Raw genomic sequence first — 24298 nt, 5'->3', positions numbered from 1 at the left:
CAGGAACTCCGGGAACTTCAGGCGGGGGGCGTCAGGCGAGGTGGAAGACCTCGGTGAGCGGCTTCATCGCCTCGTCGGGGCGGGATGCGTCGAGGGACTCGAAGAAGGGGGCCATCTCGGCCTGCCAGCGGGCGTTGACCTCGGTGGCCTCCATGCCGGCCAGGGCGGCGGCGAAGTCCTCGGTCTCCAGGTAGCCGACGAGCAGGCCGTCGTCGCGCAGGAAGAGGGAGTAGTTGTGCCAGCCGGTGGCGGAGAGCGCCTCGCGCATCTCCGGCCACACGGCTGCGTGGCGTTCGCGGTACTCGGCGAGCCGGTCCTCGCGGACCCTGAGGAGGAAACAGACGCGCTGCATGAAGTACCGCTCCATTACTAGAAGTTGAACTGGTCGATGTTCTTCACGTCGAACACGGTCGGCTTGCCGAGGTTGATCACGCCGTTCTTGCCGATGGTGTACGTCGTGCCGCCGGCCTTGAAGGTCTGGCCCTCCTGACCGGTGATCTGTCCCGAGGCCAGCGCGACGGCGGTGCGGGCGGCCAGGTCGCCGAGCTTCGCCGGATCCCACAGCTCGAAGGCGTCGACGGTGCCGTTCTTGACGTACTTGCGCATGTCGTTGGGGGTGCCGAGGCCGGTCAGCTTGACCTTGCCCTTGTACTTGGAGCCGGACAGGTACTGGGCGGCCGCCTTGATGCCGACGGTGGTCGGGGAGATGATCCCCTTCAGGTCCGGGTACTGCTGGAGCAGGCCCTGGGTCTGCTGGAAGGACTGCTGGGCGTCGTCGTTGCCGTAGGCGATCTTGACCAGCTTGACGTTCTTGTACTTCGGGTCCGCCAACTCCTTCTTCATGTAGTCGATCCAGGTGTTCTGGTTGGTCGCGGTCTGCGCGGCCGACAGGACCGCGATCTGGCCCTTGTAGCCGATCTGCTGGGCGAGCAGCTGCACCTCGGTACGGCCCAGGTCCTCGGCGCCGGCCTGCGAGACGAAGGCATTGCGGCAGTCGGCGGTGGTGTCGGAGTCGTAGGTGACGACCTTGATGCCGTTCTTCATGGCCTGCTTCAGCGCGGTGCACAGCGCGCCGGGGTCCTGCGCGGAGACGGCCATCGCGTTCACCTGCTGCTGGGTGAGCGTGTTGACGTAGGAGACCTGACCGGAGGTGTCGGTGGCGCTGGACGGGCCGACCTCCTTGTACTTCGAGCCGAGTTCGGCGAGCGCCTTCTCGCCGCCCTTGTCGGCGGAGGTGAAGTAGGGGTTGTTGACCTGCTTGGGCAGGAAGCCGACGGTCAGGCCCTTCTTGGTGGCCGCGTTCGGGTCGGCCTTGCCGGCCGCCGCGCCCGAGCCGCCCTCGTTCTTCACGTCGTTCTTGGTGGTGCCGCCGCAGGCGGTGAGGGCGAGAGCGAGGGAGGTGGCGGTGGCGAGGGCCGCACAAGCACGGCGGAGGGATGACTTGCGCATAACGGGCGGTCCTTTACCAGGAGGAGTGGTGTAGCGCCCCGATAGGGGCGCGGGGCTGTGTTTCATGTGCGGCTCCGCCGCGCGGGCGCGACCAGCCACGACGGGTCCGCAGCTTTCGAACGGCCTATCCAGCGGAGCGTGCCGCCCTCGCGACGGAGACTTGCCGGGCGACCCGGGGGCCGAGCACCGAGATGACGAGCAGCACGCCGGTGACGACGATCTGCGACTGGGCGGAGACATTGAGGAGGCTCATCACGTTCTGCAGCGCGCCGAGCAGGAACACACCGGCGATCGCGCCGCCGAGCGTGCCCTTGCCCCCGTCGAAGTCGATGCCGCCGAGCAACACCGCGGCCACCACCGAGAGTTCGAGCCCGGTCGCGTTGCCGTAGCGGGCGCTGGCGTAGTGCAGGGCCCAGAAGACGCCGGTGAGGGAGGCCATGAAGCCGGTGGCGACGAACAGCAGGAGTTTGGCCCGCTTGACCCGGATGCCGGCGAACCGGGCCGCCTCCTGGCTGGCGCCGATCGCGAACAGCGACCGCCCGAACGGGGTGGCGTGCAGCACGACGACGGCGATGGCGAGCAGCACCAGGAAGGGCAGGAAGGCCTGCGGGAGGAAGGAGTTCCCGATTCGTCCGGCGGCGAAGTCGAGGTACTGGGTGGGGAAGTCGGTGACCGCGTCGGAGCCGAGGACGATCTGGGCGATGCCCCGGTAGGCGGCGAGGGTGCCGATGGTGACGGCGAGGGACGGCAGTCCGAGCCGGGTCACCAGCAGGCCGTTGACCAGCCCGCACACCACACCGAGCAGCAGGCACAGCGGGATGATCGTCTCGATGGCCATGCCGTCGTTCCACAGCTTGCCCATCACCGCGCCGGACAGTCCGGCCGTGGAGGCCACCGACAGGTCGATCTCGCCGGAGACGACCAGCAGGGTCATCGGCAGCGCGATCAGCGCGATGGGCAGGGTGTTGCCGATCAGGAACGACAGGTTGAGGGCGTTGCCGAAGCCGTCGACGAAGGAGAAGGACAGCAGGAGCAGGACGATCAGCAGGGCGCCGACGACCGTGTCCCAGCGGACGGCACGGGTCAGGGACTCAGGCACGAGCCTCCCCCTTCTGTACGGCGGACTTCGCGATGGCCGACTTCTTCTTCAGGGCGGCCGCCACCCGCAGGGCCACGATCCGGTCGACGGCGATGGCGAGGAGCAGCAGTACGCCGTTGATGGCGAGCACCCAGACCGAGCTGACGCCCAGCGCGGGCAGCACGCTGTTGATGGAGGTCAGCAGCAGGGCGCCGAGCGCGGCGCCGTACACGCTGCCCGAGCCGCCGGTGAAGACGACACCGCCGACGACGACCGCGCTGACGACGGTGAGTTCGTAGCCGTTCCCGGTGCCGGAGTCGACGTTGCCGAACCGGGCCAGGTACATGGCCCCGGCGAGGCCGGCGAGGGCGCCGCAGAAGGTGTAGGCGAGCAGGATGCGGGCCCGGACGGGGATGCCGGCGAGCCGGGCGGCCTCCGGGTTGGAGCCGAGCGCGTACAACTCGCGGCCGCTGCCGAAGTGCTTGAGGTAGTAGGCGGTGGCCACCAGCACGGCGAGGGCGATGAGCGCCAGGTAGGGCACGGCGGAGATGCCGCCGGAGCCGAAGTCGACGAAGCCTCCGGGCAGGTCGGCCGCGGTGATCTGGCGGGAGCCGACCCAGATGGAGTCGATGCCGCGGATGATGTACAGCGTGCCCAGGGTGACCACCAGCGCGGGCACCTGACCGAGGCTGACCAGCAGGCCGTTCACCAGGCCGAAGCCGATGCCGAGCAGCACCGCGAGGACGATCGCGACGGCCGGGTCGCCGCCGCCGTGCAGGTAGGTGCCGGCCGCGAAGGCAGTGATGCCGAGGGTGGAGCCGACGGACAGGTCGACGTTGCGGGTGATGACCACCAGCGACTGGCCGGTGGCGACCAGGACCAGGATGGTCGCGTTCAGCAGCAGGTCCTTGATGCCCTGCTCGGACAGGAACTCGCTGTTGCCCGCCTGCGTGACCGCGATCATCACCAGGAAGACGACCAGGATGGCGAGTTCGCGCATCCTGAAGACGCGGTCGACCAGCCGGGTGCCGCTGGAGGGAGGGGTCTCGGCGACGGGGGTCTCATGAGGGGTGGTGACCGTCATGCGGCCCTCCCGGTGGCTGCGGCCATCACGGTTTCCTCGGTGGCCTCGGAACGGGGGATCTCGGCGGTGAGCCGGCCCTCGTGCATCACCAGCACCCGGTCGGCCATGCCGAGGATCTCCGGCAGGTCGGAGGAGATCATCAGCACCGCCACCCCGTCGGCGGCGAGCTGGGACAGCAGCCGGTGCACCTCGGCCTTGGTGCCGACGTCGATGCCCCGGGTGGGCTCGTCGACGATCAGCACCTTGGGGTCGGTGGCCAGCCACTTGGCGAGGACGACCTTCTGCTGGTTGCCGCCGGAGAGCGTGGAGACGGCGTCGGCGATCCGGGCGTACTTCACCTGGAGCTTCACCGCCCAGTCCAGCGACCGGCTGCGCTCGGCACCCCGGTCCACCAGTCCGGCCCTCACGGTGGTGCGCAGCCCGGTCAGGCCGATGTTCCGCTCGATGGACATGTCCATCACCAGGCCCTGGGCGCGCCGGTCCTCGGGGACGAGGGCGAGCCCGGCGGCCATCGCGGTGGACGGCGCGCCGTTGGTGAGCTTCCGGCCGTCGACCTCGACCTCCCCGGCGTCCCAGCGGTCGACGCCGAACACCGCGCGGGCGACCTCGGTACGGCCTGCGCCCACCAACCCCGCGAGACCGACGATCTCACCGCGCCGCACCTGGAAGGACACGTCCGTGAACACGCCCTCGCGGGTCAGCCGGCGGACGCTCAACGCCACCGCTCCGGGCTCCACCCCCTGCTTGGGGTACAGCTCGTCGAGCTCGCGGCCGACCATCCGGCGGACCAGGTCGTCCTCGGTCATGCCGGCCAGCGGCTCGCTCGCGATCCACGCGCCGTCGCGCAGGGTGGTCACCTTCTGGCAGATCTCGAAGATCTCCTCCAGCCGGTGGGAGATGAACAGCACCGCCGCACCCTGTTCGCGCAGGGTGCGCACGACACCGAAGAGCCGGGCGACCTCGCTGCCGGTGAGCGCCGCCGTCGGCTCGTCCATGATCAGGACCCGGGCGTCGAAGGAGAGCGCCTTGGCGATCTCGACGATCTGCTGGTCGGCGATGGACAGACCGCGTGCCGGGCGGTCGGGGTCGAGGTCCACGCCGAGCCGCTTCATCAGGGCCGCGGTGGCCTCGCGGGTGGCCTTGTGGTCGATACGGCCGAGCGCGCGCCGGGGCTGGCGGCCCATGAAGATGTTCTCGGCGATCGACAGGTCGGGAAAGAGCGTGGGCTCCTGGTAGATCACGGCAATCCCGGCGTCGCGGGCGTCACCGGGCCCGTGGAACTGGACGGGCTCACCGTCGAGCAGCACCTGGCCGGCATCCGGACGGTGCACCCCGGCAAGCGTCTTGATCAGGGTTGACTTGCCCGCGCCGTTCTCACCGGCGAGGGCGTGGACCTCTCCGGCGAACAGCTCGAGGGAGACGCCCCGCAGCGCGCGTACGGCACCGAAGGACTTGGCGACGTCCCTCAGCGCCAGCACCGGGGCCGGTCCCGTGTCGGACGGGTGGGTCATGGGTGGCTCCTCGACAACGCCGACGGAAGAGGCCTTCGCAGCGAAGAGGCCCTTGCAGCGTCGTGAAAGGTTTCAACTGGATGGCCGGGACGTTAGGCATGGCAGACATGTCACGTCAATGGCTCTCGCTCGAAAAAATTTCGATAGTCGAAGGTCACTGACAGGTCACAGAAAACGGGCCTGGCCGCAGGGGTTGACACGCCTCCGGAGGGCTCATAGCTTCCCCTCCTGAATCGTTTCATACGAAGGCCTTTCAGGCCCGATGCCACAGGAGCCCGAAGTGACCGACCTCGCCGCGGTGAAGGCCGCGCTCAGGACCCAGGCCGTCGAGACGCCGTCGTGGGCGTACGGGAACTCGGGGACGCGCTTCAAGGTGTTCGCGCAGGCCGGTGTGCCCCGGACGCCGCAGGAGAAGCTTCAGGACGCGGCCAAGGTGCACGAGTTCACCGGCGTCGCGCCGACCGTCGCCCTCCACATTCCGTGGGACAAGGTCGAGGACTACGGCGCCCTGGCGAAGTTCGCCGAGGACCTGGGGGTGCGGCTCGGGGCGATCAACTCCAACACCTTCCAGGACGACGACTACAAGCTGGGCAGCATCTGTCATCCGGACGCGGCGGTGCGGCGCAAGGCCGTCGGCCATCTGCTGGAGTGCGTCGACATCATGGACGCGACGGGCTCCGCCGATCTGAAGCTGTGGTTCGCCGACGGCACGAACTATCCCGGCCAGGACGATGTGCGGGGGCGGCAGGACCGGCTCGCGGAGGGACTGGCCGAGGTCTACGAGCGGCTCGGCGACGGGCAGCGGATGCTGCTGGAGTACAAGCTCTTCGAGCCGGCCTTTTACACGACCGATGTTCCGGACTGGGGGACGGCGTACGCGCACTGCCTGAAGCTGGGTCCGAAGGCGCAGGTCGTGGTCGACACCGGGCATCACGCCCCGGGGACCAACATCGAGTTCATCGTGGCCACACTGCTGCGGGAGGGAAAGCTGGGGGGTTTCGACTTCAACTCCCGGTTCTACGCCGACGACGACCTGATGGTCGGGGCGGCCGATCCGTTCCAGCTGTTCCGGATCATGTACGAGGTCGTGCGTGGGAGCGGGTTCGGGCCGGGCATCGCGTTCATGCTCGATCAGTGCCACAACATCGAGGCGAAGATTCCGGCGATCATCCGGTCCGTGATGAATGTTCAGGAGGCGACGGCCAAGGCTCTGCTGGTTGACCGGGAAGCGTTGGCCGAGGCTCAGGTTTCGGGGGATGTACTCGGGGCGAACGCCGTGCTGATGGACGCGTACAACACGGATGTACGGCCGTTGCTCGGCGAGATGCGGGAGGAGATGGGGTTGGATCCGGACCCGATTGCCGCGTACGCCCGGTCCGGGTGGGCCGAGAAGATCGTTGCTGAGCGGGTGGGAGGGCAGCAGGCCGGTTGGGGGGCGTGAGCGTCTACCCCTTTCCGTTTCGTCGCGGGCTGCGGGGCCGTCGTGGCTTGTCGCACAGTTCCCCTCGCCCCTGGTTGTCCCCCTCTTCTGAAAAGGATCCGTAAGTCATGGCAACCCATCCCCAGGCCGCCGCTCTCCTCGCCCGCTCCCATCGGCTCGGCGCCGATCCGCGCAACACCAACTACGCCGGCGGCAACGCCTCCGCCAAAGGCACCGGCGCCGATCCCGTCACCGGCGGGGATGTCGAGTTGCTGTGGGTCAAGGGATCGGGCGGGGATCTCGGAACGCTCACCGAATCCGGGCTCGCCGTACTGCGGCTGGACCGGTTGCGGGCTCTGCGGGACGTCTGTCCCGGGGTCGAGCGCGAGGACGAGATGGTCGCCGCCTTCGACTACTGCCTGCACGGCAAGGGCGGGGCCGCGCCGTCCATCGACACCGCAATGCACGGGCTCGTCGAGGCCGCACACGTCGATCATCTGCACCCGGACTCCGGGATCGCGCTCGCCTGCGCGGCCGACGGGGAGAAGCTGACCACCGAGTGTTTCGGGGACACCGTGGTGTGGGTGCCGTGGCGCCGGCCCGGGTTCCAGCTCGGGCTGGACATCGCGGCGGTCAAGGAGGCCAACCCGCAGGCGATCGGCTGCATCCTCGGCGGGCACGGCATCACCGCCTGGGGCGACAGCTCCGAGGAGTGCGAGCGCAACTCGCTGCACATCATCCGTACCGCGGAGGCGTTTCTCGCCGAGCGCGGGAGGCCGGAGCCCTTCGGGTCGGTGACCGAGGGCTACGAGGCCCTCCCCGAGACCGAGCGCCGGGAGCGGGCGGCGGCGCTGGCGCCGTACGTGCGTGCCGTCGCCTCGCGGGACAGGGCGCAGGTCGGGCACTTCGACGACTCCGACACCGTGCTGGACTTCCTCGCCCGCGCCGAGCACCCCCGGCTCGCGGCACTGGGCACGTCGTGCCCCGACCACTTCCTGCGGACCAAGGTACGGCCGCTGGTGCTGGACCTGCCGCCGGCCGCGCCGCTGGCGGAGGCCGTGGCCCGGCTGCAGGAGCTGCACGCCGAGTACCGGCAGGAGTACGCCGCCTACTACGAGCGCCACGCGGCCGCAGACTCCCCCGCCATGCGCGGCGCCGACCCGGCCATCGTGCTCGTCCCCGGTGTGGGCATGTTCAGCTTCGGCAAGGACAAGCAGACCGCGCGCGTGGCCGGCGAGTTCTACGTCAACGCCATCAACGTGATGCGCGGCGCGGAGGCGGTCTCGACGTACGCGCCGATCGAGGAGTCGGAGAAGTTCCGCATCGAGTACTGGGCGCTGGAGGAGGCCAAGCTCCAGCGGATGCCGAGGCCGAAGCCGCTGGCGACCCGGGTGGCGTTGGTGACCGGTGCGGGCAGCGGGATCGGCAGGGCCGTCGCGCACCGGCTGGTGGCCGAGGGAGCGTGTGTCGTCGTCGCCGATCTCAACACCGACAACGCCCAGGCCGTGGCCGAGGAGCTGGGCGGGCCGGACCGGGCGGTCGCCGTGACCGTCGACGTCACCTCCGAGGAGCAGATCGCGGAGGCCTTCAAGGCGGCGGCGCTGGCCTTCGGCGGGGTCGACCTGGTCGTCAACAACGCCGGGATCTCCATCTCCAAGCCGCTGCTGGAGACGTCGGCACGCGACTGGGACCTGCAGCACGACATCATGGCCCGCGGTTCCTTCCTGGTCTCGCGGGAGGCGGCGCGGGTGATGATCGCGCAGGGGCTGGGCGGTGACATCGTGTACATCGCCTCCAAGAACGCGGTCTTCGCCGGGCCGAACAACATCGCCTACTCCGCCACCAAGGCCGATCAGGCCCATCAAGTAAGGCTGCTGGCCGCCGAGTTGGGCGAGCACGGCATCCGGGTCAACGGCGTCAACCCGGACGGAGTGGTGCGCGGTTCCGGGATCTTCGCGGGCGGCTGGGGGGCGCAGCGGGCCGCGGTGTACGGGGTGCCGGAGGAGAAGCTGGGCGAGTTCTACGCCCAGCGGACCATCCTCAAGCGGGAGGTGCTGCCGGAGCATGTCGCGAACGCCGTCTTCGCGCTGACCGGCGGCGAGCTGACCCACACCACGGGGCTGCACGTCCCGGTCGACGCGGGTGTGGCGGCCGCGTTCCTGCGGTGAGCGGGCTCGTGAAGTCGTACGCCGCGGTCGATCTCGGCGCCTCCAGCGGGCGCGTGATGGTCGGCCGGGTGAGCCCGGACTCGCTGGAGCTGAGCGAGGCGCACCGGTTCCCCAACCGTCCGGTACACCTCGCGGAGGGGCTGCGCTGGGACGTCCTCGCGCTGTACGGCGGGATCCTTCAGGGGCTGCGGGCTGCGGGCCAGGTGGATTCCGTCGGCATCGACAGCTGGGCCGTCGACTACGGCCTGCTGGACGCGGACGGCGCCCTGCTGGGCAACCCGGTGCACTATCGCGACGCCCGCACCGAGGGCGTCGCGGAGAAGGTGTGGGCGACCGTGCCGGCCGCCGAGCTGTACGCGGCGACAGGCATCCAGTACGCGCCCTTCAACACCCTGTACCAGCTGACGGCGGCCCGCGAGAAGCGACAACTGGCCTGTGCCGAGCGGCTGTTGCTCATCCCGGATCTGATGTCGTACTGGCTGACCGGGGAAGAAGGCACCGAGCTGACCAACGCCTCGACGACCCAGCTGATCGATCCCCGGACGCGGACCTGGTCGTACGACCTCGCCCAGCGGCTCGGTGTCGACCTCGGCCTGTTCGCGCCGCTGCGGCAGCCCGGCGACCCGGCCGGGGTGCTGCAGCCCCAGGTGCTGAAGGAGACCGGGCTGACCGGTCCGGTGCCGGTGACGGCCGTCGGCTCGCACGACACCGCCTCCGCGGTGGCCGCCGTCCCGGCCACCGGCGAGTCCTTCGCCTACATCTGCACCGGCACCTGGTCCCTGGCGGGACTGGAGCTGACCGCTCCGGTGCTCACCGAGGAGAGCCGGACCGCGAACTTCACCAACGAGCTGGGGCTCGACGGCACGGTCCGGTATCTGCGCAACATCATGGGGCTGTGGCTGCTCCAGGAGTGCCAACGCGCCTGGGGCGAGCCGGACTTGGGTGGTCTGCTGCGCGGGGCCGGCGCCGTGCCCGCGCTGCGCTCGGTGGTCGACGCCGGGGACGAGACGTTCCTCGCGCCGGGGCGGATGCCGGAGCGGATCGCCGAGGCGTGCCGGGCGTCCGGGCAGCCGGTCCCGGCGACGCGGGCCGAAGTCACCCGGTGCATCCTGGACTCGCTGGCGCTCGCCCACCGGCGGGCCGTCGAGGACGCGCAGCGGCTGGCCGACCACCCGGTGGACGTGGTCCACCTCGTCGGCGGCGGCACCCGCAACGCGCTGCTGTGCCAGCTGACCGCCGACGCCTGCGGGCTGCCCGTGGTCGCCGGTGCGACGGAGGCGGCGGCGCTCGGCAACGTCCTGGTCCAGGCCCGCGCCCACGGCCTCGTCGGCGACCTGGCCGCCATGCGCCGACTGCTCACCCGGACCCAGCCGCTGACCCGGTACGCGCCCCGTGGTGACGGCGCGCGCTGGCGGGAGGCCGAGGCGCGGCTCGCCACACCGTGAGCGGCGGTCTCCCTTCGGCGGTATTCGCCTACTACCCTGCACTCGTCCGATGACCGACCCCGAGGAGCCGCGATGCGTGTCGCCCTGTTCCTGACCTGTGTCAACGACACGCTCTATCCGGACACCGGCCGCGCCGTGGTGAAGCTGCTGACCAGGCTGGGTGTCGCCGTCGACTTCCCGATGGGCCAGAGCTGCTGCGGGCAGGCGCACTACAACACCGGTTACCGTCACGAGGCCGAGCCGCTCGCCCGGCACTTCTCCGATGTCTTCCGCGAGTACGACGCGATCGTCACTCCCTCCGGCTCCTGCGGGGCGATGGTGCGGGAGCTGTATCCGCGGATGGGCGAGCGGGCGCGCGCCGAGGGGCGGGGGGACTCCCTGGCGCGGGCGCTGGCGCCGGTGGTGCCGAAGACGTACGAGCTGACCGAGTTCCTGGTGGACGTGCTCGGGGTGACGGACGTCGGCGCCTACTACCCCCACAAGGTCACCTATCACCCGACCTGTCACGGGCTGCGCGGCCTCGGACTCGGCGACCGGCCGCGCCGGCTGCTCCAGGCGGTCAAGGGGCTGGAGTTGGCGGAGCTGCCGGGCGCGGAGGAATGCTGCGGTTTCGGTGGCACGTTCGCGCTGAAGAACGCCGGCGTCTCGGCGGCGATGGGCGCGGACAAGGTGCGCAGCGCCGAGTCGACCGGCGCGGAGGTGCTGTGCGCGGCGGACAACTCGTGTCTCATGCACATCGGCGGCACCATGAGCCGCCTGGACGTGGACATGCGGCCGGTGCACATCGCGGAGATCCTGGCGAGCACGGAGGAGGAACCGGCGGCATGAGCGGAACGTTCGTCGGCATGCCGGCCTTCCCGAAGGCGGCGCACGACGCCCTGCGCGACCCGACCCTGCGCGGCAACCTGCGGCACGCCACGCACACGATCCGCGCCAAACGGGCCCGCGCGGTGGCCGAGCTGGACGACTGGGCGGCACTGCGCGAGGCCGGTCGCCGCATCAAGGACCACACGCTGCGTCATCTCGACCGCTATCTGGTGCAGTTGGAGGAGGCGGTCGGCGCGGCGGGCGGTACGGTCCACTGGGCCGCGGACGCCGAGGAGGCCAACCGGATCGTCGCCGGCCTGGTGAAGGCGACCGGCGAGTCGGAGGTCGTCAAGGTCAAGTCGATGGCCACACAGGAGATCGGGCTCAACGAAGCCCTCGAGAAGGAGGGCATCCGCGCCTACGAGACCGATCTCGCCGAGCTGATCGTGCAGTTGGGCAGGGACCGGCCCTCGCACATCCTGGTGCCGGCCATCCACCGCAACCGGGGCGAGATCCGGGACATCTTCCGCTCCGAGATGGCCGCGTGGGGCCGCCCGGCCCCCGAGGACCTGACCGACACCCCCGCCGAACTCGCCGAGGCCGCCAGGCTGCACCTGCGGGAGAAGTTCCTGCGCGCCAAGGTCGGCATCTCCGGCGCGAACTTCATGGTCGCCGAGACCGGCACACTGGTCGTCGTGGAGTCCGAGGGCAACGGCCGGATGTGCCTGACCCTGCCGGAGACGCTGATCTCGGTCGTCGGCATCGAGAAGGTCGTCCCCACCTGGCGGGACCTGGAGGTCTTCCTGCAGACCCTCCCGCGCTCCTCCACCGCCGAGCGCATGAACCCCTACACGTCGATGTGGACCGGCACATCGGACGACGACGGACCCCGGGCCTTCCACCTCGTCCTGCTCGACAACGGCCGCACCGACACCCTCGCCGACCGGGTCGGCCGTCAGGCCCTGCGCTGTATCCGCTGCTCGGCCTGTCTGAACGTGTGCCCGGTGTACGAGCGGGCGGGCGGCCACGCCTACGGCTCGGTCTATCCGGGCCCGATCGGTGCGATCCTCAGCCCCCAACTCCGTGGGACGGCGAGCGAGATCGACGCGTCACTGCCGTACGCGTCGAGTCTGTGCGGCGCCTGCTACGAGGTCTGCCCGGTCGCCATCGACATCCCCGAGGTGCTGGTGCATCTGCGGGAGCGGGTCGTGGAAGGCGGCCCGGCGGTCCGGCAGGGCAACAAGGTCGTACTGAAGCCGGCCAAGGGGCATGCGGCCGAGCGGGCGGCCATGCGCGCGGCGCGCTGGGCGTTCACGCACCCCGGCGCCCTGCGCGCCGGGCAGCGGCTCGCCGCCCGCACCCGCCGGCTGCACCCGCGCACCCTGCCGGGGCCGGGCAGGGCCTGGAGTGGCACCCGGGACCTGCCCGCCGTACCGGCGGAACCCTTCCGGGACTGGTGGCAGCGCACCCGTGGTGGAAAGGACGGCACCAAGTGAGCAGCAGGGAACGGATCCTGGGCCGGGTACGGCGCGCGCTCGCCGATGTGGCTCCGGACGAGCGGCCGTACGAGGAGGCCGTGTCCCGCGACTATCTGCGCGAGCACGGGACCCGTACGACCGGGCAGACGGTGGAGCTGCTGGCCGGGAACCTCGCGGACTACCGGGCGATCGTGCACCGCAGCGACGCCGAGGAGCTGCCGTATCTCGTCATGCGGCTGCTGAACGAGCGCGGCGCGCAGGAGGTGCTGGTGCCTCCCGGGCTGCCACCGGAGTGGCTGTCCGCCGCCGACCCGGTGCGGATCCACGACCGGGCGGTGAGCACGCCGCAGCGGCTGGACCAGGTGGACAGCGTGGTGACGGGCTGTGCCGTGGCGATCGCCGAGACCGGCACGATCGTCCTGGACGGCTCCCCCGACCAGGGCCGGCGCCGTATCTCGCTCGTCCCGGACCATCACATCTGTGTCGTCCGGGTCCCGGACCAGGTGGTCTCCTCGGTCCCGCAGGCCCTCGAACGCCTCGATCCCACACGCCCGTTGACGTGGATCTCCGGTCCGTCGGCCACGAGCGACATCGAGCTGGACCGGGTGGAGGGCGTGCACGGCCCGCGCACCCTGGAAGTGATCCTGCTGAGCTGACCCGATGTCGCTTCCGCTGTGTCACCCCTTCGGTGCGCTGGTGTTGCGGCTCAGGAAGCTGAAGGCGGCCGGATACAGCCGCGTCCAGGTGTTGTAGTTGTGGCCGCCCTCGGGCAGCACCAGGGTCTGGGTCTGGACGGCGGTGCCGGCCGCGGCCTGCGTGAACTGCTCGATGTAGTGCGGCGGGCTGAGGCGGTCCTGGGCGGACGTGGCCAGGAACAGACCGACCGAGGCCTTGGTGTGCCGCACCATGTACGTGGGGCTGGTCCGCCTGCGCACCTCCGGGTCGCCGATCACGCCCTTGTCTCCGGTGAGCGGATCGGGATCCAGTGCGGCGCCCGCCGCGAAGACCTTGGGATAGGCCAGCGGAAGCCGGGCGGCGCAGAAGCCTCCGGTGGAGAAGCCCATCACGCCCCAGCCCTTGGCTCCGGGCAGGGTACGGAACTTGTGGCTGAGCAGTTCCGGTACGTCGACCGCCATCCAGGTGGCCACTTTCCGGCCGGGCTGGTCAGTGCAGTCGGTGTCGATACCGCCCGGGTCGACCACGGGCATGGCGAGGATGAAGGGGTGGCTGGTGCGTGCGTTCATGAGCTGCTCGAAGTCCCCGGGCATGCCGCCGTGCTCCAGCCAGGAAGCGGGGCCGCCCGGTACGCCGTGCAGGAGCAGCACGACCGGGAAGCGGGTGTGGCGGTACCGGGGCTGGTTGTACTCCGGCGGTGTCCAGACGATGACCTGTCCGGACAGGGCCGAATGCCGGCCGCGGAAGTAGGTGTCCAGCAGTCCGGTTTCGGTGTGGGTGAACTTGGCGCGGTCCGCCGGGGGTCCGGGCATGGCCACGGCCCCGTTGTTGCGGCCCAGCAGGTCGTCCCAGGAGGCGTAGAGACCGTAGTCGTTGTTGATCCAGGTCGCGACCACCGATATCGCGGTGAGCTGGCACAGGCCGATCATCAGGAACCGCAGCAGCCAGCGCACCGGCCGCGGCCCCCTGACGACCGACCACAGCACCATGGTCCCGACCACGCAGACTGCCGTGGCCGCGATCAGCACGACGAAGAACGGTGTTCCCGTCAAGCTCAAGAGTCAACCTCCGGCACGTCCATGATGAGTGACGATGTCTGGTTGCAACGGAATCACAGACACACGCCTTGATCCAAGCCGGTTCCGGCCACCATGACCTTCGTCTCACCTTGTCGCCGAGCAGGCTTCGACCGGCCCCGCTAGCGTGAGGACATGATCCGGTTCGAGCAGGTCACCAAGCGGTATCCGGACGGTACGACGGCGGTGGACGGCCTCTCCTTCGAGGTGGCCGAGGGTGAGCTGGTCACGCTCGTCGGCCCGTCCGGCTGCGGCAAGACGACGACCATGATGATGGTCAACCGGCTGATCGAGCCGACCTCCGGCCGGATCTTCGTCGACGGCGAGGACATCGCCGGCGTCGACCCGGTGCGGCTGCGCCGCCGCATCGGGTACGTCATCCAGCAGGTGGGCCTCTTCCCGCATCGCACCGTCCTGGACAACACCGCCACGGTGCCCGCGCTGCTCGGCTGGAAGCGGGCCAGGGCGCGGGCGCGCGCCGCCGAACTGCTGGACCTGGTGGGGCTCGACCCGAAGACGTACGGGCCGCGCTATCCGGAGCAGCTGTCCGGCGGGCAGCGACAGCGGGTCGGGGTGGCGCGGGCCCTCGCCGCGGATCCCCCGGTGCTGCTGATGGACGAGCCGTTCGGCGCGGTCGACCCGGTGGTGCGCGAGCAGTTGCAGGACGAGTTCCTGCGCATGCAGGCCGCGGTGCGCAAGACCGTGCTGCTGGTCACGCACGACATCGAGGAGGCGGTGCGGCTCGGTGACCGGATCGCCGTGTACGGGCAGGGCCGCATCGAGCAGTTCGACACGCCCGGTGCGGTGCTCGGCGCGCCCGCGACCCCGTACGTCGCCTCCTTCGTGGGCGCCGACCGGGGCCTGAAGCGGCTGTCGGTCACCGCGATCGAGCCGGACGACCTGGAACAGCCGCCCGTCGCCCGCCTGGACGAACCCGCCGACCGGGCCGTCGAGCGACTGCGGGCCGAGGGTGCCCGCTGGGCCGTCGTCCTCGACACGCACGGCGACCTGCACGGCTGGGCCGGCCTGGAGGAACTGGCGGCGGGCGGCACGGTCGGGGAGGTAACCCACCGGATGACCGCGTGGGTGCCCGTGGGCGCGCCGCTGAAGCAGGCGTTCGGCATGATGCTCCAGTACGACGCCGGGTGGGTCGCGGTGCTGGACGGCGCGCGCTTCCTCGGCGTGCTCACCCCGGCGAAGCTGCACGAGGCGCTGCGCCGCTCGGTGGACGCGGATGCGCGGGGCGTGCCGCGGGGGCAGGTGTCGTTCGAGTCGGTGGCGGATGCCTGACCCCGGGCGGTCGGGCACCCCCTCGGCCGCTGGGGGTCACTTCAGCAGCAGCCCCTTGTCCGTCAGATAGGCGCGGGCCACGTCGGCGGGCAGCCTGCGCCAGCTGTCGACCCGCTGGTTCAGGTCGGCCAGGTCACGTGTGGTGAGCACGTCGTTGAGCCTGCCCAGCGCCTTCGCCACCGCCGCGCTGCCGGCCCGGGCGCGGTTGACCACCGGGACCACGTAGTCGGCGTTCTGCAGGTGTCTGTCGTCGGCCAGCAGGACCAGGCCGAAGGCGTCGAGGGTGGCGTCCGTCGTGGTGGTCAGCACCATCTGGTCCCGGCCCTCCTGCACGGCCCGTTTGGCCTGCGTGGTGCCGACTCCCTTGGGATCGACGCCGGTGATGTGGATGCCGTACACCCTTCTCAGCCCCGGCTCGCAGTACGGTCGTCGCACGCACTCGTCGCCGGCCGCGATGCGCACCGTCAGCTTCGCCGCGCCGAGGTCGCTGAGGGTCTTCAGGCCATGGCGGCGGGCGTAGTCCGCCCGTACCGCGAAGGCGTTCTGGTCGACCGCGCGGCCGGGCGCGAGGACGGTGAGGCCGCGGGGCGTGGCGAGTCGGCGCAGCGCGGTCATCGTCCTGCCGAGGTCGGGTGAGCCGACGGGCTCGGTGTCGGCGCCGTGGGTCTTGGCGTTCAGCCAGTCGGCGAAGGTGGCCGCGTACTCGGGGACGACGTCGATCTGGCCGGATTCCAGGGCCGGTTCGTACAGCTCCCGGTTGTTGACGGTGAGCAGGGAGGTCTTGTAGCCGGCCTGGTTCAGCAACTGGGCGTACATCTGGGCGAGCAGATCGCTCTCGGTGAAGCCGGCCGAGCCGATGGTGAGGTGGTGGCTGTCGCCGGGTGGTGCGGTGACCTGGGCGCGGTTCTCCAGGGAAGGGCCGGTGGTGCAGGCGGTGACCGTGAGCAGGGCGACGGCCGTAAGGGGTGGCAGGGCTGTGCGTACTTTTCTCATCGGCCGCCCCGCGCCCACGCCGGTGCCAGTCGCTCGGCGATCTCGAAGACGCCCTCGACGACGAGCGCGAACCCGGCGACGAGCAGGGCGCCCGCGACCACCTGGGGTGTACTGGCCAGGTTGAAGCCGGCGGTGATGATCCGGCCGAGACCGCCGCCGCCCGCGAGCGCGGCGATGGTGGCGGTGGCGACCAGCTGGACAGCGGCGATCCGCACCCCGCTCACCACCATCGGCAGCGCGAGGGGCAGTTCGACCCGCAGCAGCAGCTGCCGTCCGGTCATTCCCATCCCCCGGGCCGCCTGTACGACGCCGCGGTCGACCTCGCGCATGCCGACGTAGGCGTTGGTGAGCAGGGGCGGTACGGCGAACAGCACCAGGGCCACCACGGTGGGCCCCTCGCCCCACTGGCCGACCGGGGTGAGGAGCAGCAGGACCAGGACGGCGAACGTGGGTACGGCCCGGCCGACGTTGGAGATGTTGACGGCGAGCGCGCCGCCCTTGCCGAGGTGACCGAGGACCAGGGCGACGGGCAGCGCGATCAGACAGCTGAGGAACAGGCAGACGGCGGTGAGCACCAGGTGCTGCAGCAGCCGGTGCCGGACGCCGTCGTCACCCGACCAGTGCGCGGGGTCGGCGAGCCACTGCCAGGTCGCGGTGAGCGTGGTCATGCCCGGCCCGCCTTCGCCCCGAGGCCCCTCGTGCGCGGCCTGCCGCGTCCTGCGGGCGCCCGTGCGCGCGGCGCCCTGGTCCACGGCGTGATCAGCCACTGAACGCCCAGCAGGAGGAGGTCGGCGGTGACGGCGATCAGCACACAGAGCACGGACGCGGTGAGCACCTGGGCCTTGAAGTAGGTGTTCATGCCCGCGTAGATGAGGTTGCCCAGCCCGCCGAAGCCGACGATCGCGCCGACCGTCACCAGGGAGACCGCCGAGACGGTGGCGATGCGCAGGCCGGCCATCGCGGCGGGCAGCGCGAGGGGCAGTTCCACGGTGAGCAGCAGGCGGATCGGTCCGTAGCCGAGGCCGCGCGCGGCCTGCCGGGTCTCCTCCGGGACGGCGCGCAGGCCCGCGAGGATGTTCCGGACGAGCAGGGTCAGCGAGTACAGCACGAGGCCGGCGACGACGAGGCTGGGCGAGAGGCCGTACAGGGGCAGGAGCAGGGAGAACATGGCCAGTGACGGGATCGTGTAGAGGACCGTCGTCACGGCGAGCACCGGTCCGGCCGTCCAGCCCCAGCGGCGGGCGAGCACCGCGAGCGGCAGGGCGACGGCCAGGCCGATGAGGACCGACACGGCGGTCAGCTGGAGGTGCTGCGCGACCGCGTCGAGGAGGATCTGACGGCGGGTGCGCAGATAGGCGCCGCAGATCCATTCGTTGCGCGCGAGGCAGTCGTCCGGGGGCGCCACGATTTCATTGGACCGGGCGGACGCGGGAGGCGGCACGCCGGGCTGGTCCGTACGGGGTGCTTCGCTGGAGGTGTTCGGGGCGCTCCCCGCTGGGCTCTGGTCCATGCCCGCCGCATCCAGCAGCGCCGTCACCGTCGCCGTGGCGAGACCGTCGTCCAGGAGGCCGCCACCCCGCGCGAGCGCCGGCCGTCTCCCTCGAATCCAGGTGACAGGGGTACTGAACAAGCGCTTAGATAGGAGTCCGGACACCACTCCCGACCCGCCGGAGGCCCCGTTGTTCACGTCCGTCGACGACGTCGCCGCCCGCCTCGCCGAGACCGGCTACCTCGCCTCGCCCGCCGTCGCCACGACCGTGTTCCTCGCCGACCGGCTGGGCAAGCCGCTGCTGGTGGAGGGCCCCGCCGGGGTCGGCAAGACCGAGCTGGCCAAGGCCGTCGCGCAGGTGGCAGGGGCCCGGCTGGTGCGGCTGCAGTGCTACGAAGGCGTGGACGAGTCCCGGGCGCTGTACGAGTGGAACCACGCCAAGCAGCTGCTGCGGATCAGCGCGGGCCGCGACGAGAACTGGGACGAGACCCGCACCGACATCTTCAGCGAGGAGTTCCTGCTCCCCCGCCCGCTGCTGACCGCCATCCGCGGCGACGAGCCGACGGTGCTGCTGATCGACGAGACCGACAAGGCCGACGTCGAGATGGAGGGGCTGCTGCTGGAGGTGCTCAGCGACTTCCAGATCACGGTTCCGGAGCTGGGCACGGTCACCGCCACCCGGCGCCCGTTCGTCGTCCTCACCTCCAACGCCGGCCGGGAGCTGTCCGAGGCCCTGCGCCGCCGCTGTCTGTTCCTGCACATCGGCTTCCCCGAGGAGGAGCTGGAGCGGCGGATCGTACGGCTGAAGGTGCCCGGCCTCGGCGCGGCGCTGGCCGAGTCGGTGGTCCGGGTGGTCGGGGCGCTGCGCGCGATGGACCTGCGCAAGGTGCCGTCCGTCGCCGAGACCATCGACTGGGCGCGCACCCTGCTGGCGCTGGGCGCCGACACTCTGGACGAGACAGTCGTACGGGAAAGCCTCGGGGTGATCCTCAAGCATCAGGACGACATCCAGAAGGCGGCGGCGAAGCTCGACCTGGACGCGCTGTGACCGCGGTCGCCGAGCGGATCACCGGGCTGGTCGGGGCGCTGCGCGCGCACGGGGTGCGGATCGGCACCGGCGAGACCGTGGACGCGGCCCGCGCGGTGGAGGCGCTGGGGCTCGTGGACCGGGAGCGGCTGCGCGAGGGGCTGGCCGCGACGCTGCTGCACGGCCCCGGTCAGCGGGCGGTGTTCGACCCGGTCTTCGACCTGTACTTCCCGCGCGGGGTCGGCGGCCCGGACGACGGCGGGCCCGTCGACCGCGAGGCGCTTCGCGACCGTCTGGCACAGGCCCTGGCGGCGGACGACCGTGCCCTGATGGCCCGGTTGGCGGTGGAGGCGGTCGACGGCATGGGGGGCTACGGCAGTTCACCCGGCTCGGACGGCTGGTCGGCGTACCAGGCGCTGGAACGGCTGCGCCCGCAGACCCTGTTGGCCCGGGTGCGGGCGGACGTCCGGGCCGGGAGCGGGAGTGGTGCCGGCTTCGCGGACCGGCTGCTGGACGACGAGATCCGCCGCCGCATCGAGGAGTTCCGGCGGATGGTGGGAGGAGAGGCGCGGCGCAGGGTCGCCGAGCGGCGCGGGCGGGACCAGATCGCCCGGCGCGGTGTCGTCCCGACCGCGGACCGGGTGGACTTCCTGTACGCGAACCGCACCCAACTGGCCGAACTGCGCAGGGCGGTTCAGCCGCTCGCCCGCAAACTGGCCACCCGGCTCGCCGCGCGCCGGCGCCGGGCCGCACGCGGCACCGTCGACCTGCGCCGCACCCTGCGCTCCTCGCTGTCCACGGGCGGGGTGCCGATGCGGCCGGTGCTGCGCCGGCGCCGCCCCGTCCGCCCCGAACTGGTGCTGCTGTGCGACGTGTCCGGCTCGGTGTCGGGCTTCTCCGACTTCACGATGCTGCTGGTGCAGGCGCTGCACGACCAGTTCAGCAAGGTCCGCGTGTTCGCCTTCGTCAACCGGCTCGACGAGGTGACGGGCCTGCTCCACCACGGCCGCGCCGACCCCGACGGGCTCGGCGCCCGTATCCACGCCGAGGCCACGCTCACCGGCTGGCACGGCAGCAGCGACTACGGCATGGCGCTGGGCGAGTTCGCGGAGCGGTACGGCGACGCGGTGGGCCCGCGCACGACCGTGTTCGTTCTGGGGGACGCCCGGACGAACATGAGCGACCCCAACCTGGCCGCCGTGCGCGAGGTCGCCGGGCGGGCCCGCCGTGTGTACTGGCTGAACCCCGAGCCACGGGACCGCTGGGGCACCGGCGACTCGGCCGCGCCCGCGTACGCCGAGCTGGTCGAGATGCACGAGTGCCGTACGGCCCGTCAGCTCAGCGCGCTGATCGCCCGGCTGCTGCCGGTGTGACGCCGGTGTTCCTGCACACCGGAGGTCTGCCCGGCCCGTTCGGCCACCCGGAAGCGGAGAAGGGTCGCACGGGTGTGCGACCCGGTCCTGTGGGCGGGCGGACCGCCGTGCCCGCCCGTCAGCCCTTCGCGTACTCCTTGGCCATGGTCCCGGCGAAGCCGAAGGCCACGACCTGCTCGTCGCCCACCACCCAGGCGTCATGGCCTGCCGGGCACACGAACACGTCGCCGGGGCCGAGGTGAAGGGCTTCGAGGCGGCCGCGGGGGAAGTCGCGCCGTTCGTCCGGCTTCTCGACCGTCTTCACTTCCAGCATGACGGCGTCCTCCCTTCCGGCCGCTGACCGCGGCCGGGGGCCGGCCTCCGTCCCCCGGTGGCCCCGGACGCCACCGGCGGTGCGGCGGGGACCGCTGCCCCATGGCTCAATCGTCGGCCCCGCGCCTCGGCGCCGCCATCCGGCCGGGGTGACAACGGTCCCGATCAGCCGAAGGTGACCATGGACCCACGGCGGGTACGGAAAATTGGTCGGCCGTCGCCTGCAACCTCGGCCCGGGTCGGACGTCTGTCGGGATGGAGGCCTCCACTGCGACCAGATGTCCGACCCGAACGACCGAAGGAACCCATGTCCGCGCACCGAACATTCCGGCCCAGCCGTACCCGCAGGCTGAGGGCCGCCCTGGGGGTTTCCGCCGTGGGCGCCGCCCTGGCCGTCGCCGGCACGATGACCGCCCAGGCGTCCCAGGACGGCGGCCACGCCACCCCCTCTCCCACGCCGTCACCGGCCCACACGGCAACCCCGTCCCCGGTACCCTCGCCGATCCGTACCGCGCCCCCGTCCCCGGTACCCTCACCGATCCACACCGCAACCCCCTCCCCGGTCCCGGCGCCGACCCGCCCCACCCCGAGCCCCGTACCCTCGTCTCCCCCGCACGCCACCCCGAGCCCCGTACCGTCGCCTCCCCCACACGCCACCCCGAGCCCCGTACCGTCACCCACCCGCGCCACCCCGAGCCCCCTGGCCGCGCAGCGCTGAGCGGCAGCACCTAGGCGGGGTCGGAAGCGGGCCGTCGCTCGGCGGCGTCCCGCTTCCGGCTCCGGGAGAACCATGACGACAGCCACACCACCGCCGACGGCCCTGCCCTGGGGCCGGGCCTCCGGCATCCCTCAACGCCCCACGCCGTGGCGGCGATTCGCGCGGGCAGTGCGCACCCGAGTCCTCGCTCCCCTCCTCGCCCGCGCCCGTGCGGACACACCCGCCGAGCCGGCTCCCGGTACGGGACTCACCGGCACCGGCGCGGTCCGAGCGGTACCCCTGACCGAGGCCGAACAGCCGCCCGGGATCGAGGAGTTGTACCACCACCGTCGGCTCGCCCTGGTCCGGCTTGCGGTGCTGCTGGTGGACGACCTGCCCACCGCCGAGGACGTGGTGCAGGACGCCTTCACCGCGCTCTTCCGCCGGCACGGTCACCGGCTCGCCTCGCTCGACGACCCGGAGGCGTATCTGAGGACCAGCGTCGTCAACGCGGCCCGCTCGGTGCTGCGCCGGCGCAGGACCGTACGGACGCACACCCCGACTCCCGAGCAGCACGCACCCGCACCGGAGGAGGACGTGCTGCTGCACGAGGACCACCGCGAGGTGCTGGCGGCGCTGCGCACCCTGACCCGGCGGCAGCGGGAGGTGTTGGTTCTGCGCTACTGGTCGCATCTCAGCGAGGCCGAGATCGCGGCGACGCTCGGCCTGTCACGGGGTGCCGTCAAGTCCACGGCCAGCCGGGCCCTGGACGCCCTCGGTCGACGTCTGGAGGGGCTGCGATGAACGAGTCCGGTACCGGAACCGCGCAGACGTCCGTCGAGGAACGGCTGCGGGCCGCGCTGGCCGCGCGGGCGCACTCCGTCGGGCCCGCCGACCTGCGGCCGCTGCGCCCGCCGACGGCGGGGATGCTCCCCCGCCGGTTGCTGCTGCGCCGTGTCGTGGTGGGCGCGCTGGCGCTGGCCGCCGTGGCCGCGCTGGTGTTCTTCACGGTCCGCGGCGGCCGGTCCCACCCGACCGAGCCGGCCCGCCCCCCGCACCCGACCAGCGACTCGCCGACCCCGGTGCCGAGCCCGGTCACCCCCACCGCGGTCGAGCCGTCACCGAGCGCGCCCCAACCGTGACTCCGACACACCTCCCGCCCCGCCCCGTCCCGCCACCGCAACCCGTCCCCGCTCCAGGACCCAGCCCTGACCCTGGGCCGCCGACCTCCCCCGATAAGTCACTTGATTGACTTGACCAAGGGAAATGCGGGTTTCCACACTCACCGGTACGACGCCCGCCCCGCTAAGTTGGGCGCCATGAGCAATCTTGACCGCGCGCCCGTGCCCAGCGTCTGCGGCGGCCGTGGATTCGTCGTGGCCGAGCCCGTCCGCGAACTGCTGAGTCCCCGTCAGGTCGGGCTCGGCGAGTCGACCGAGGTACGCCGGCTGCTGCCGAACCTCGGCCGCCGCATGATCGGCGCGTGGGCCTTCGTCGACCACTACGGACCCGACGACATCGCCGACGAACCCGGCATGCAGGTGCCGCCGCACCCGCATATCGGGCTGCAGACGGTCAGCTGGCTGCACGAGGGCGAGGTGCTGCACCGCGACTCGACGGGCACCCAGCAGACGATCCGGCCCGGAGAGCTGGGCCTGATGACCTCGGGCCGCGGGATCAGCCACTCCGAGGAGAGCCCCCGCCCGCACGCCCGTTTCCTGCACGGCGCCCAGCTGTGGGTGGCGCTGCCCGACCAACACCGCCACACCGAGCCCAAGTTCGAATACCACCCCGAGCTGCCCACGGTCACCGCGCCGGGCCTGACCGCCACGGTGCTCCTCGGCGACCTCGACGGCTCCGCCTCGCCCGGTACGACGTACACCCCGATCGTCGGCGCCGACCTCGCCCTCACCCGGGGCGCCGAGGTCCGGCTGCCCCTGGAGCCCGACTTCGAGTACGGCGTCCTGGCCATGTCCGGCGAGGTCCACGTGGACGGCGTCCCGGTGCTCCCCGGTTCCCTCCTCTACCTCGGCTGCGGACGCCCCGAACTCCCGCTGCGCGCCGAGTCCGACGCCGGAGTCATGCTGCTGGGCGGCGAGCCGTTCGCGGAGGAGCTGCTCATGTGGTGGAACTTCGTCGGACGCACCCAGGACGATATCAATCAGGCCCGGGAGGACTGGATGAGCGGGTCGAGATTTGGGGAAGTGAAGGGGTACGAAGGGGATCCGCTGCCTGCGCCGGAGCTGCCGCCGGTGCCGCTGAAGGCGCGGGGTCGGGTGCGCTGAGCTGGGACTTTCCAGCCCGGCGCGCACATTGGCGGGCGAGAAGAAGCACCCCTGCCCGGTTCGCTCAGACCGCGTGAGCAAATCCCCTTCGCACCACCCGTTCCGCTGCCCCTTCAAGTGCAAGTTCCGCCAGCCGTAGCCTACTTTGGTCGGACTGATGCTGACTTGCCCCGAGGTGCTGACGCGCTTCTTGGGCGACCGCCTGTGAACCGGCCCAGGGGAACAAATGAGCCTGTGGCCGCCCTGCGTGTCCGGCGCCCGTGCCACCTCGACACGGGCGCCGGACCGGTCTCCTTGTCCGGCCGGTCTGCCCGGCCCACGTCACCCGCAGAGGGCACGGACAAGTTGCACCCTGTGTACCGTCGGGTCCGTTGCCGGACTTACGGATAGCTCACCAGGTACGCCACGTTGCTGCTGGGGGTTACCTGGTTGCCGGTGTCGTCGATGATGTGGTTGATGGTGCCGTCGCCGCCCAGGACCGTGGTGACCATGCTGTGGAACTTCACCGCCGACGTGGTGGGCACCTCGATGGCGTGGCCGAGCACCACGGAGGGGTTGTCGCGGAGGTAGGCGTAGACACCCACACCCCATGCCTCGTGTGAGGTGACCGAGTTGGCGACCTTGTAGGAGGCGTAGCCGAG

22 protein-coding genes and 1 pseudogene are annotated in these 24298 nt (G+C 71.4%); 12 read left to right on the top strand and 11 right to left on the bottom strand.

Annotated features, from left to right (window positions below; translation table 11 throughout):
• Positions 1-31 precede the first annotated feature (31 nt).
• The 5 genes from ACWC2T_RS11980 to ACWC2T_RS11960 form a co-directional block, all read right to left on the bottom strand.
• Positions 32-352, bottom strand: a complete 321-nt coding sequence (locus ACWC2T_RS11980) for an L-rhamnose mutarotase (protein ID WP_450670235.1) — start codon at positions 350-352, stop codon at positions 32-34.
• Positions 353-369: 17 nt separating this feature from the next.
• Positions 370-1449 carry a rhamnose ABC transporter substrate-binding protein gene (gene rhaS, locus ACWC2T_RS11975; RefSeq protein WP_450670234.1) on the bottom strand — a complete coding sequence of 360 codons (1080 nt, stop codon included), beginning with the start codon at positions 1447-1449 and terminating at the stop codon, positions 370-372.
• Positions 1450-1573: 124 nt separating this feature from the next.
• Positions 1574-2548, bottom strand: coding sequence for an ABC transporter permease (locus tag ACWC2T_RS11970; protein WP_450670233.1), 975 nt, complete (start codon positions 2546-2548; stop codon positions 1574-1576).
• Positions 2541-3611 carry an ABC transporter permease gene (locus ACWC2T_RS11965; RefSeq protein WP_450670232.1) on the bottom strand — a complete coding sequence of 357 codons (1071 nt, stop codon included), beginning with the start codon at positions 3609-3611 and terminating at the stop codon, positions 2541-2543. The genes ACWC2T_RS11970 and ACWC2T_RS11965 overlap by 8 nt, the downstream gene beginning before the upstream one ends.
• Positions 3608-5122, bottom strand: coding sequence for a sugar ABC transporter ATP-binding protein (locus ACWC2T_RS11960; protein WP_450670231.1), 1515 nt, complete (start codon positions 5120-5122; stop codon positions 3608-3610). Before ACWC2T_RS11960 ends, ACWC2T_RS11965 begins: the two co-directional genes overlap by 4 nt.
• A 280-nt stretch (positions 5123-5402) precedes the next feature.
• On the opposite strand from ACWC2T_RS11960, the gene rhaI reads away from it, so the two are divergent.
• The 6 genes from rhaI (at position 5403) to ACWC2T_RS11930 (ending at position 13096) form a co-directional block, all read left to right on the top strand.
• Complete coding sequence (rhaI, locus tag ACWC2T_RS11955; RefSeq protein ID WP_450670230.1) at positions 5403-6563, top strand: L-rhamnose isomerase; 1161 nt, start codon at positions 5403-5405, stop codon at positions 6561-6563.
• A 107-nt stretch (positions 6564-6670) separates the two neighbouring features.
• A complete protein-coding gene (locus ACWC2T_RS11950; RefSeq protein ID WP_450670229.1) occupies positions 6671-8710 on the top strand; it encodes a bifunctional aldolase/short-chain dehydrogenase in 2040 nt (679 codons plus the stop codon).
• Between the two features lie 8 nt (positions 8711-8718).
• On the top strand, positions 8719-10155 hold the full coding sequence (locus ACWC2T_RS11945; RefSeq protein WP_450670395.1) for a rhamnulokinase: 1437 nt from the start codon (positions 8719-8721) through the stop codon (positions 10153-10155).
• A gap of 72 nt (positions 10156-10227) precedes the next feature.
• Positions 10228-10983, top strand: a complete 756-nt coding sequence (locus ACWC2T_RS11940; protein ID WP_450670228.1) for a (Fe-S)-binding protein — start codon at positions 10228-10230, stop codon at positions 10981-10983.
• Entirely contained in the window at positions 10980-12458 is a 1479-nt protein-coding gene (locus tag ACWC2T_RS11935; protein WP_450670227.1) for a lactate utilization protein B, read from the top strand. Before ACWC2T_RS11940 ends, ACWC2T_RS11935 begins: the two co-directional genes overlap by 4 nt.
• Positions 12455-13096, top strand: a complete 642-nt coding sequence (locus tag ACWC2T_RS11930; protein WP_450670226.1) for a LutC/YkgG family protein — start codon at positions 12455-12457, stop codon at positions 13094-13096. Before ACWC2T_RS11935 ends, ACWC2T_RS11930 begins: the two co-directional genes overlap by 4 nt.
• A gap of 21 nt (positions 13097-13117) precedes the next feature.
• Here the strand turns inward: ACWC2T_RS11930 and ACWC2T_RS11925 are convergent, their stop codons facing one another.
• A complete protein-coding gene (locus ACWC2T_RS11925) occupies positions 13118-14167 on the bottom strand; it encodes an alpha/beta hydrolase (protein ID WP_450670225.1) in 1050 nt (349 codons plus the stop codon).
• A gap of 159 nt (positions 14168-14326) precedes the next feature.
• On the opposite strand from ACWC2T_RS11925, the gene ACWC2T_RS11920 reads away from it, so the two are divergent.
• Positions 14327-15481, top strand: a complete 1155-nt coding sequence (locus ACWC2T_RS11920; RefSeq protein WP_450670224.1) for a betaine/proline/choline family ABC transporter ATP-binding protein — start codon at positions 14327-14329, stop codon at positions 15479-15481.
• Between the two features lie 36 nt (positions 15482-15517).
• On the opposite strand, the gene ACWC2T_RS11915 is transcribed toward ACWC2T_RS11920, so the two are convergent.
• Genes ACWC2T_RS11915 through ACWC2T_RS11905 form a run of 3 tightly spaced genes read right to left on the bottom strand, consistent with a single transcriptional unit; the run spans position 15518 to position 17882 of the window.
• Positions 15518-16474, bottom strand: a complete 957-nt coding sequence (locus ACWC2T_RS11915) for an ABC transporter substrate-binding protein (RefSeq protein WP_450670223.1) — start codon at positions 16472-16474, stop codon at positions 15518-15520.
• A complete protein-coding gene (locus ACWC2T_RS11910; protein ID WP_450670222.1) occupies positions 16471-17142 on the bottom strand; it encodes an ABC transporter permease in 672 nt (223 codons plus the stop codon). The genes ACWC2T_RS11915 and ACWC2T_RS11910 overlap by 4 nt, the downstream gene beginning before the upstream one ends.
• The gene (locus tag ACWC2T_RS11905; RefSeq protein WP_450670394.1) at positions 17139-17882 is read right to left on the bottom strand and encodes an ABC transporter permease; all 744 of its coding nucleotides are present in this window, start codon (positions 17880-17882) and stop codon (positions 17139-17141) included. The genes ACWC2T_RS11910 and ACWC2T_RS11905 overlap by 4 nt, the downstream gene beginning before the upstream one ends.
• Positions 17883-18153: 271 nt before the next feature.
• Here ACWC2T_RS11905 and ACWC2T_RS11900 point away from each other — a divergent pair, with 271 nt between their 5' ends.
• Both ACWC2T_RS11900 and ACWC2T_RS11895 read left to right on the top strand, forming a co-directional pair.
• Entirely contained in the window at positions 18154-19011 is an 858-nt protein-coding gene (locus ACWC2T_RS11900; protein WP_450670221.1) for an AAA family ATPase, read from the top strand.
• Positions 19008-20363 (top strand): vWA domain-containing protein, encoded by a 1356-nt coding sequence (locus ACWC2T_RS11895; protein WP_450670220.1) that lies wholly within the window; start codon positions 19008-19010, stop codon positions 20361-20363. Before ACWC2T_RS11900 ends, ACWC2T_RS11895 begins: the two co-directional genes overlap by 4 nt.
• A gap of 118 nt (positions 20364-20481) precedes the next feature.
• Here ACWC2T_RS11895 and ACWC2T_RS11890 read toward each other — a convergent pair whose 3' ends face one another.
• Complete coding sequence (locus ACWC2T_RS11890) at positions 20482-20676, bottom strand: hypothetical protein (RefSeq protein WP_450670219.1); 195 nt, start codon at positions 20674-20676, stop codon at positions 20482-20484.
• Positions 20677-21465: 789 nt separating this feature from the next.
• Between ACWC2T_RS11890 and ACWC2T_RS11885 the strand changes: the two genes are divergently transcribed.
• The 3 genes from ACWC2T_RS11885 (at position 21466) to ACWC2T_RS11875 (ending at position 23657) form a co-directional block, all read left to right on the top strand.
• Positions 21466-22176 carry an RNA polymerase sigma factor gene (locus ACWC2T_RS11885; RefSeq protein ID WP_450670218.1) on the top strand — a complete coding sequence of 237 codons (711 nt, stop codon included), beginning with the start codon at positions 21466-21468 and terminating at the stop codon, positions 22174-22176.
• Entirely contained in the window at positions 22173-22514 is a 342-nt protein-coding gene (locus tag ACWC2T_RS11880; protein WP_450670217.1) for a hypothetical protein, read from the top strand. Before ACWC2T_RS11885 ends, ACWC2T_RS11880 begins: the two co-directional genes overlap by 4 nt.
• 177 nt (positions 22515-22691) lie before the next feature.
• On the top strand, positions 22692-23657 hold the full coding sequence (locus ACWC2T_RS11875) for a pirin family protein (RefSeq protein WP_450670216.1): 966 nt from the start codon (positions 22692-22694) through the stop codon (positions 23655-23657).
• Between the two features lie 380 nt (positions 23658-24037).
• Here the strand turns inward: ACWC2T_RS11875 and ACWC2T_RS11870 are convergent.
• Positions 24038-24298: pseudogene (locus ACWC2T_RS11870) on the bottom strand (coagulation factor 5/8 type domain-containing protein); the annotation flags it as partial.

It is taken from the genome of Streptomyces sp. NPDC001393 (assembly GCF_053597455.1).
The sequence above is the reverse complement of the archived record's forward strand: the minus strand, read 5'-3'. Positions and strand labels throughout refer to the sequence as shown.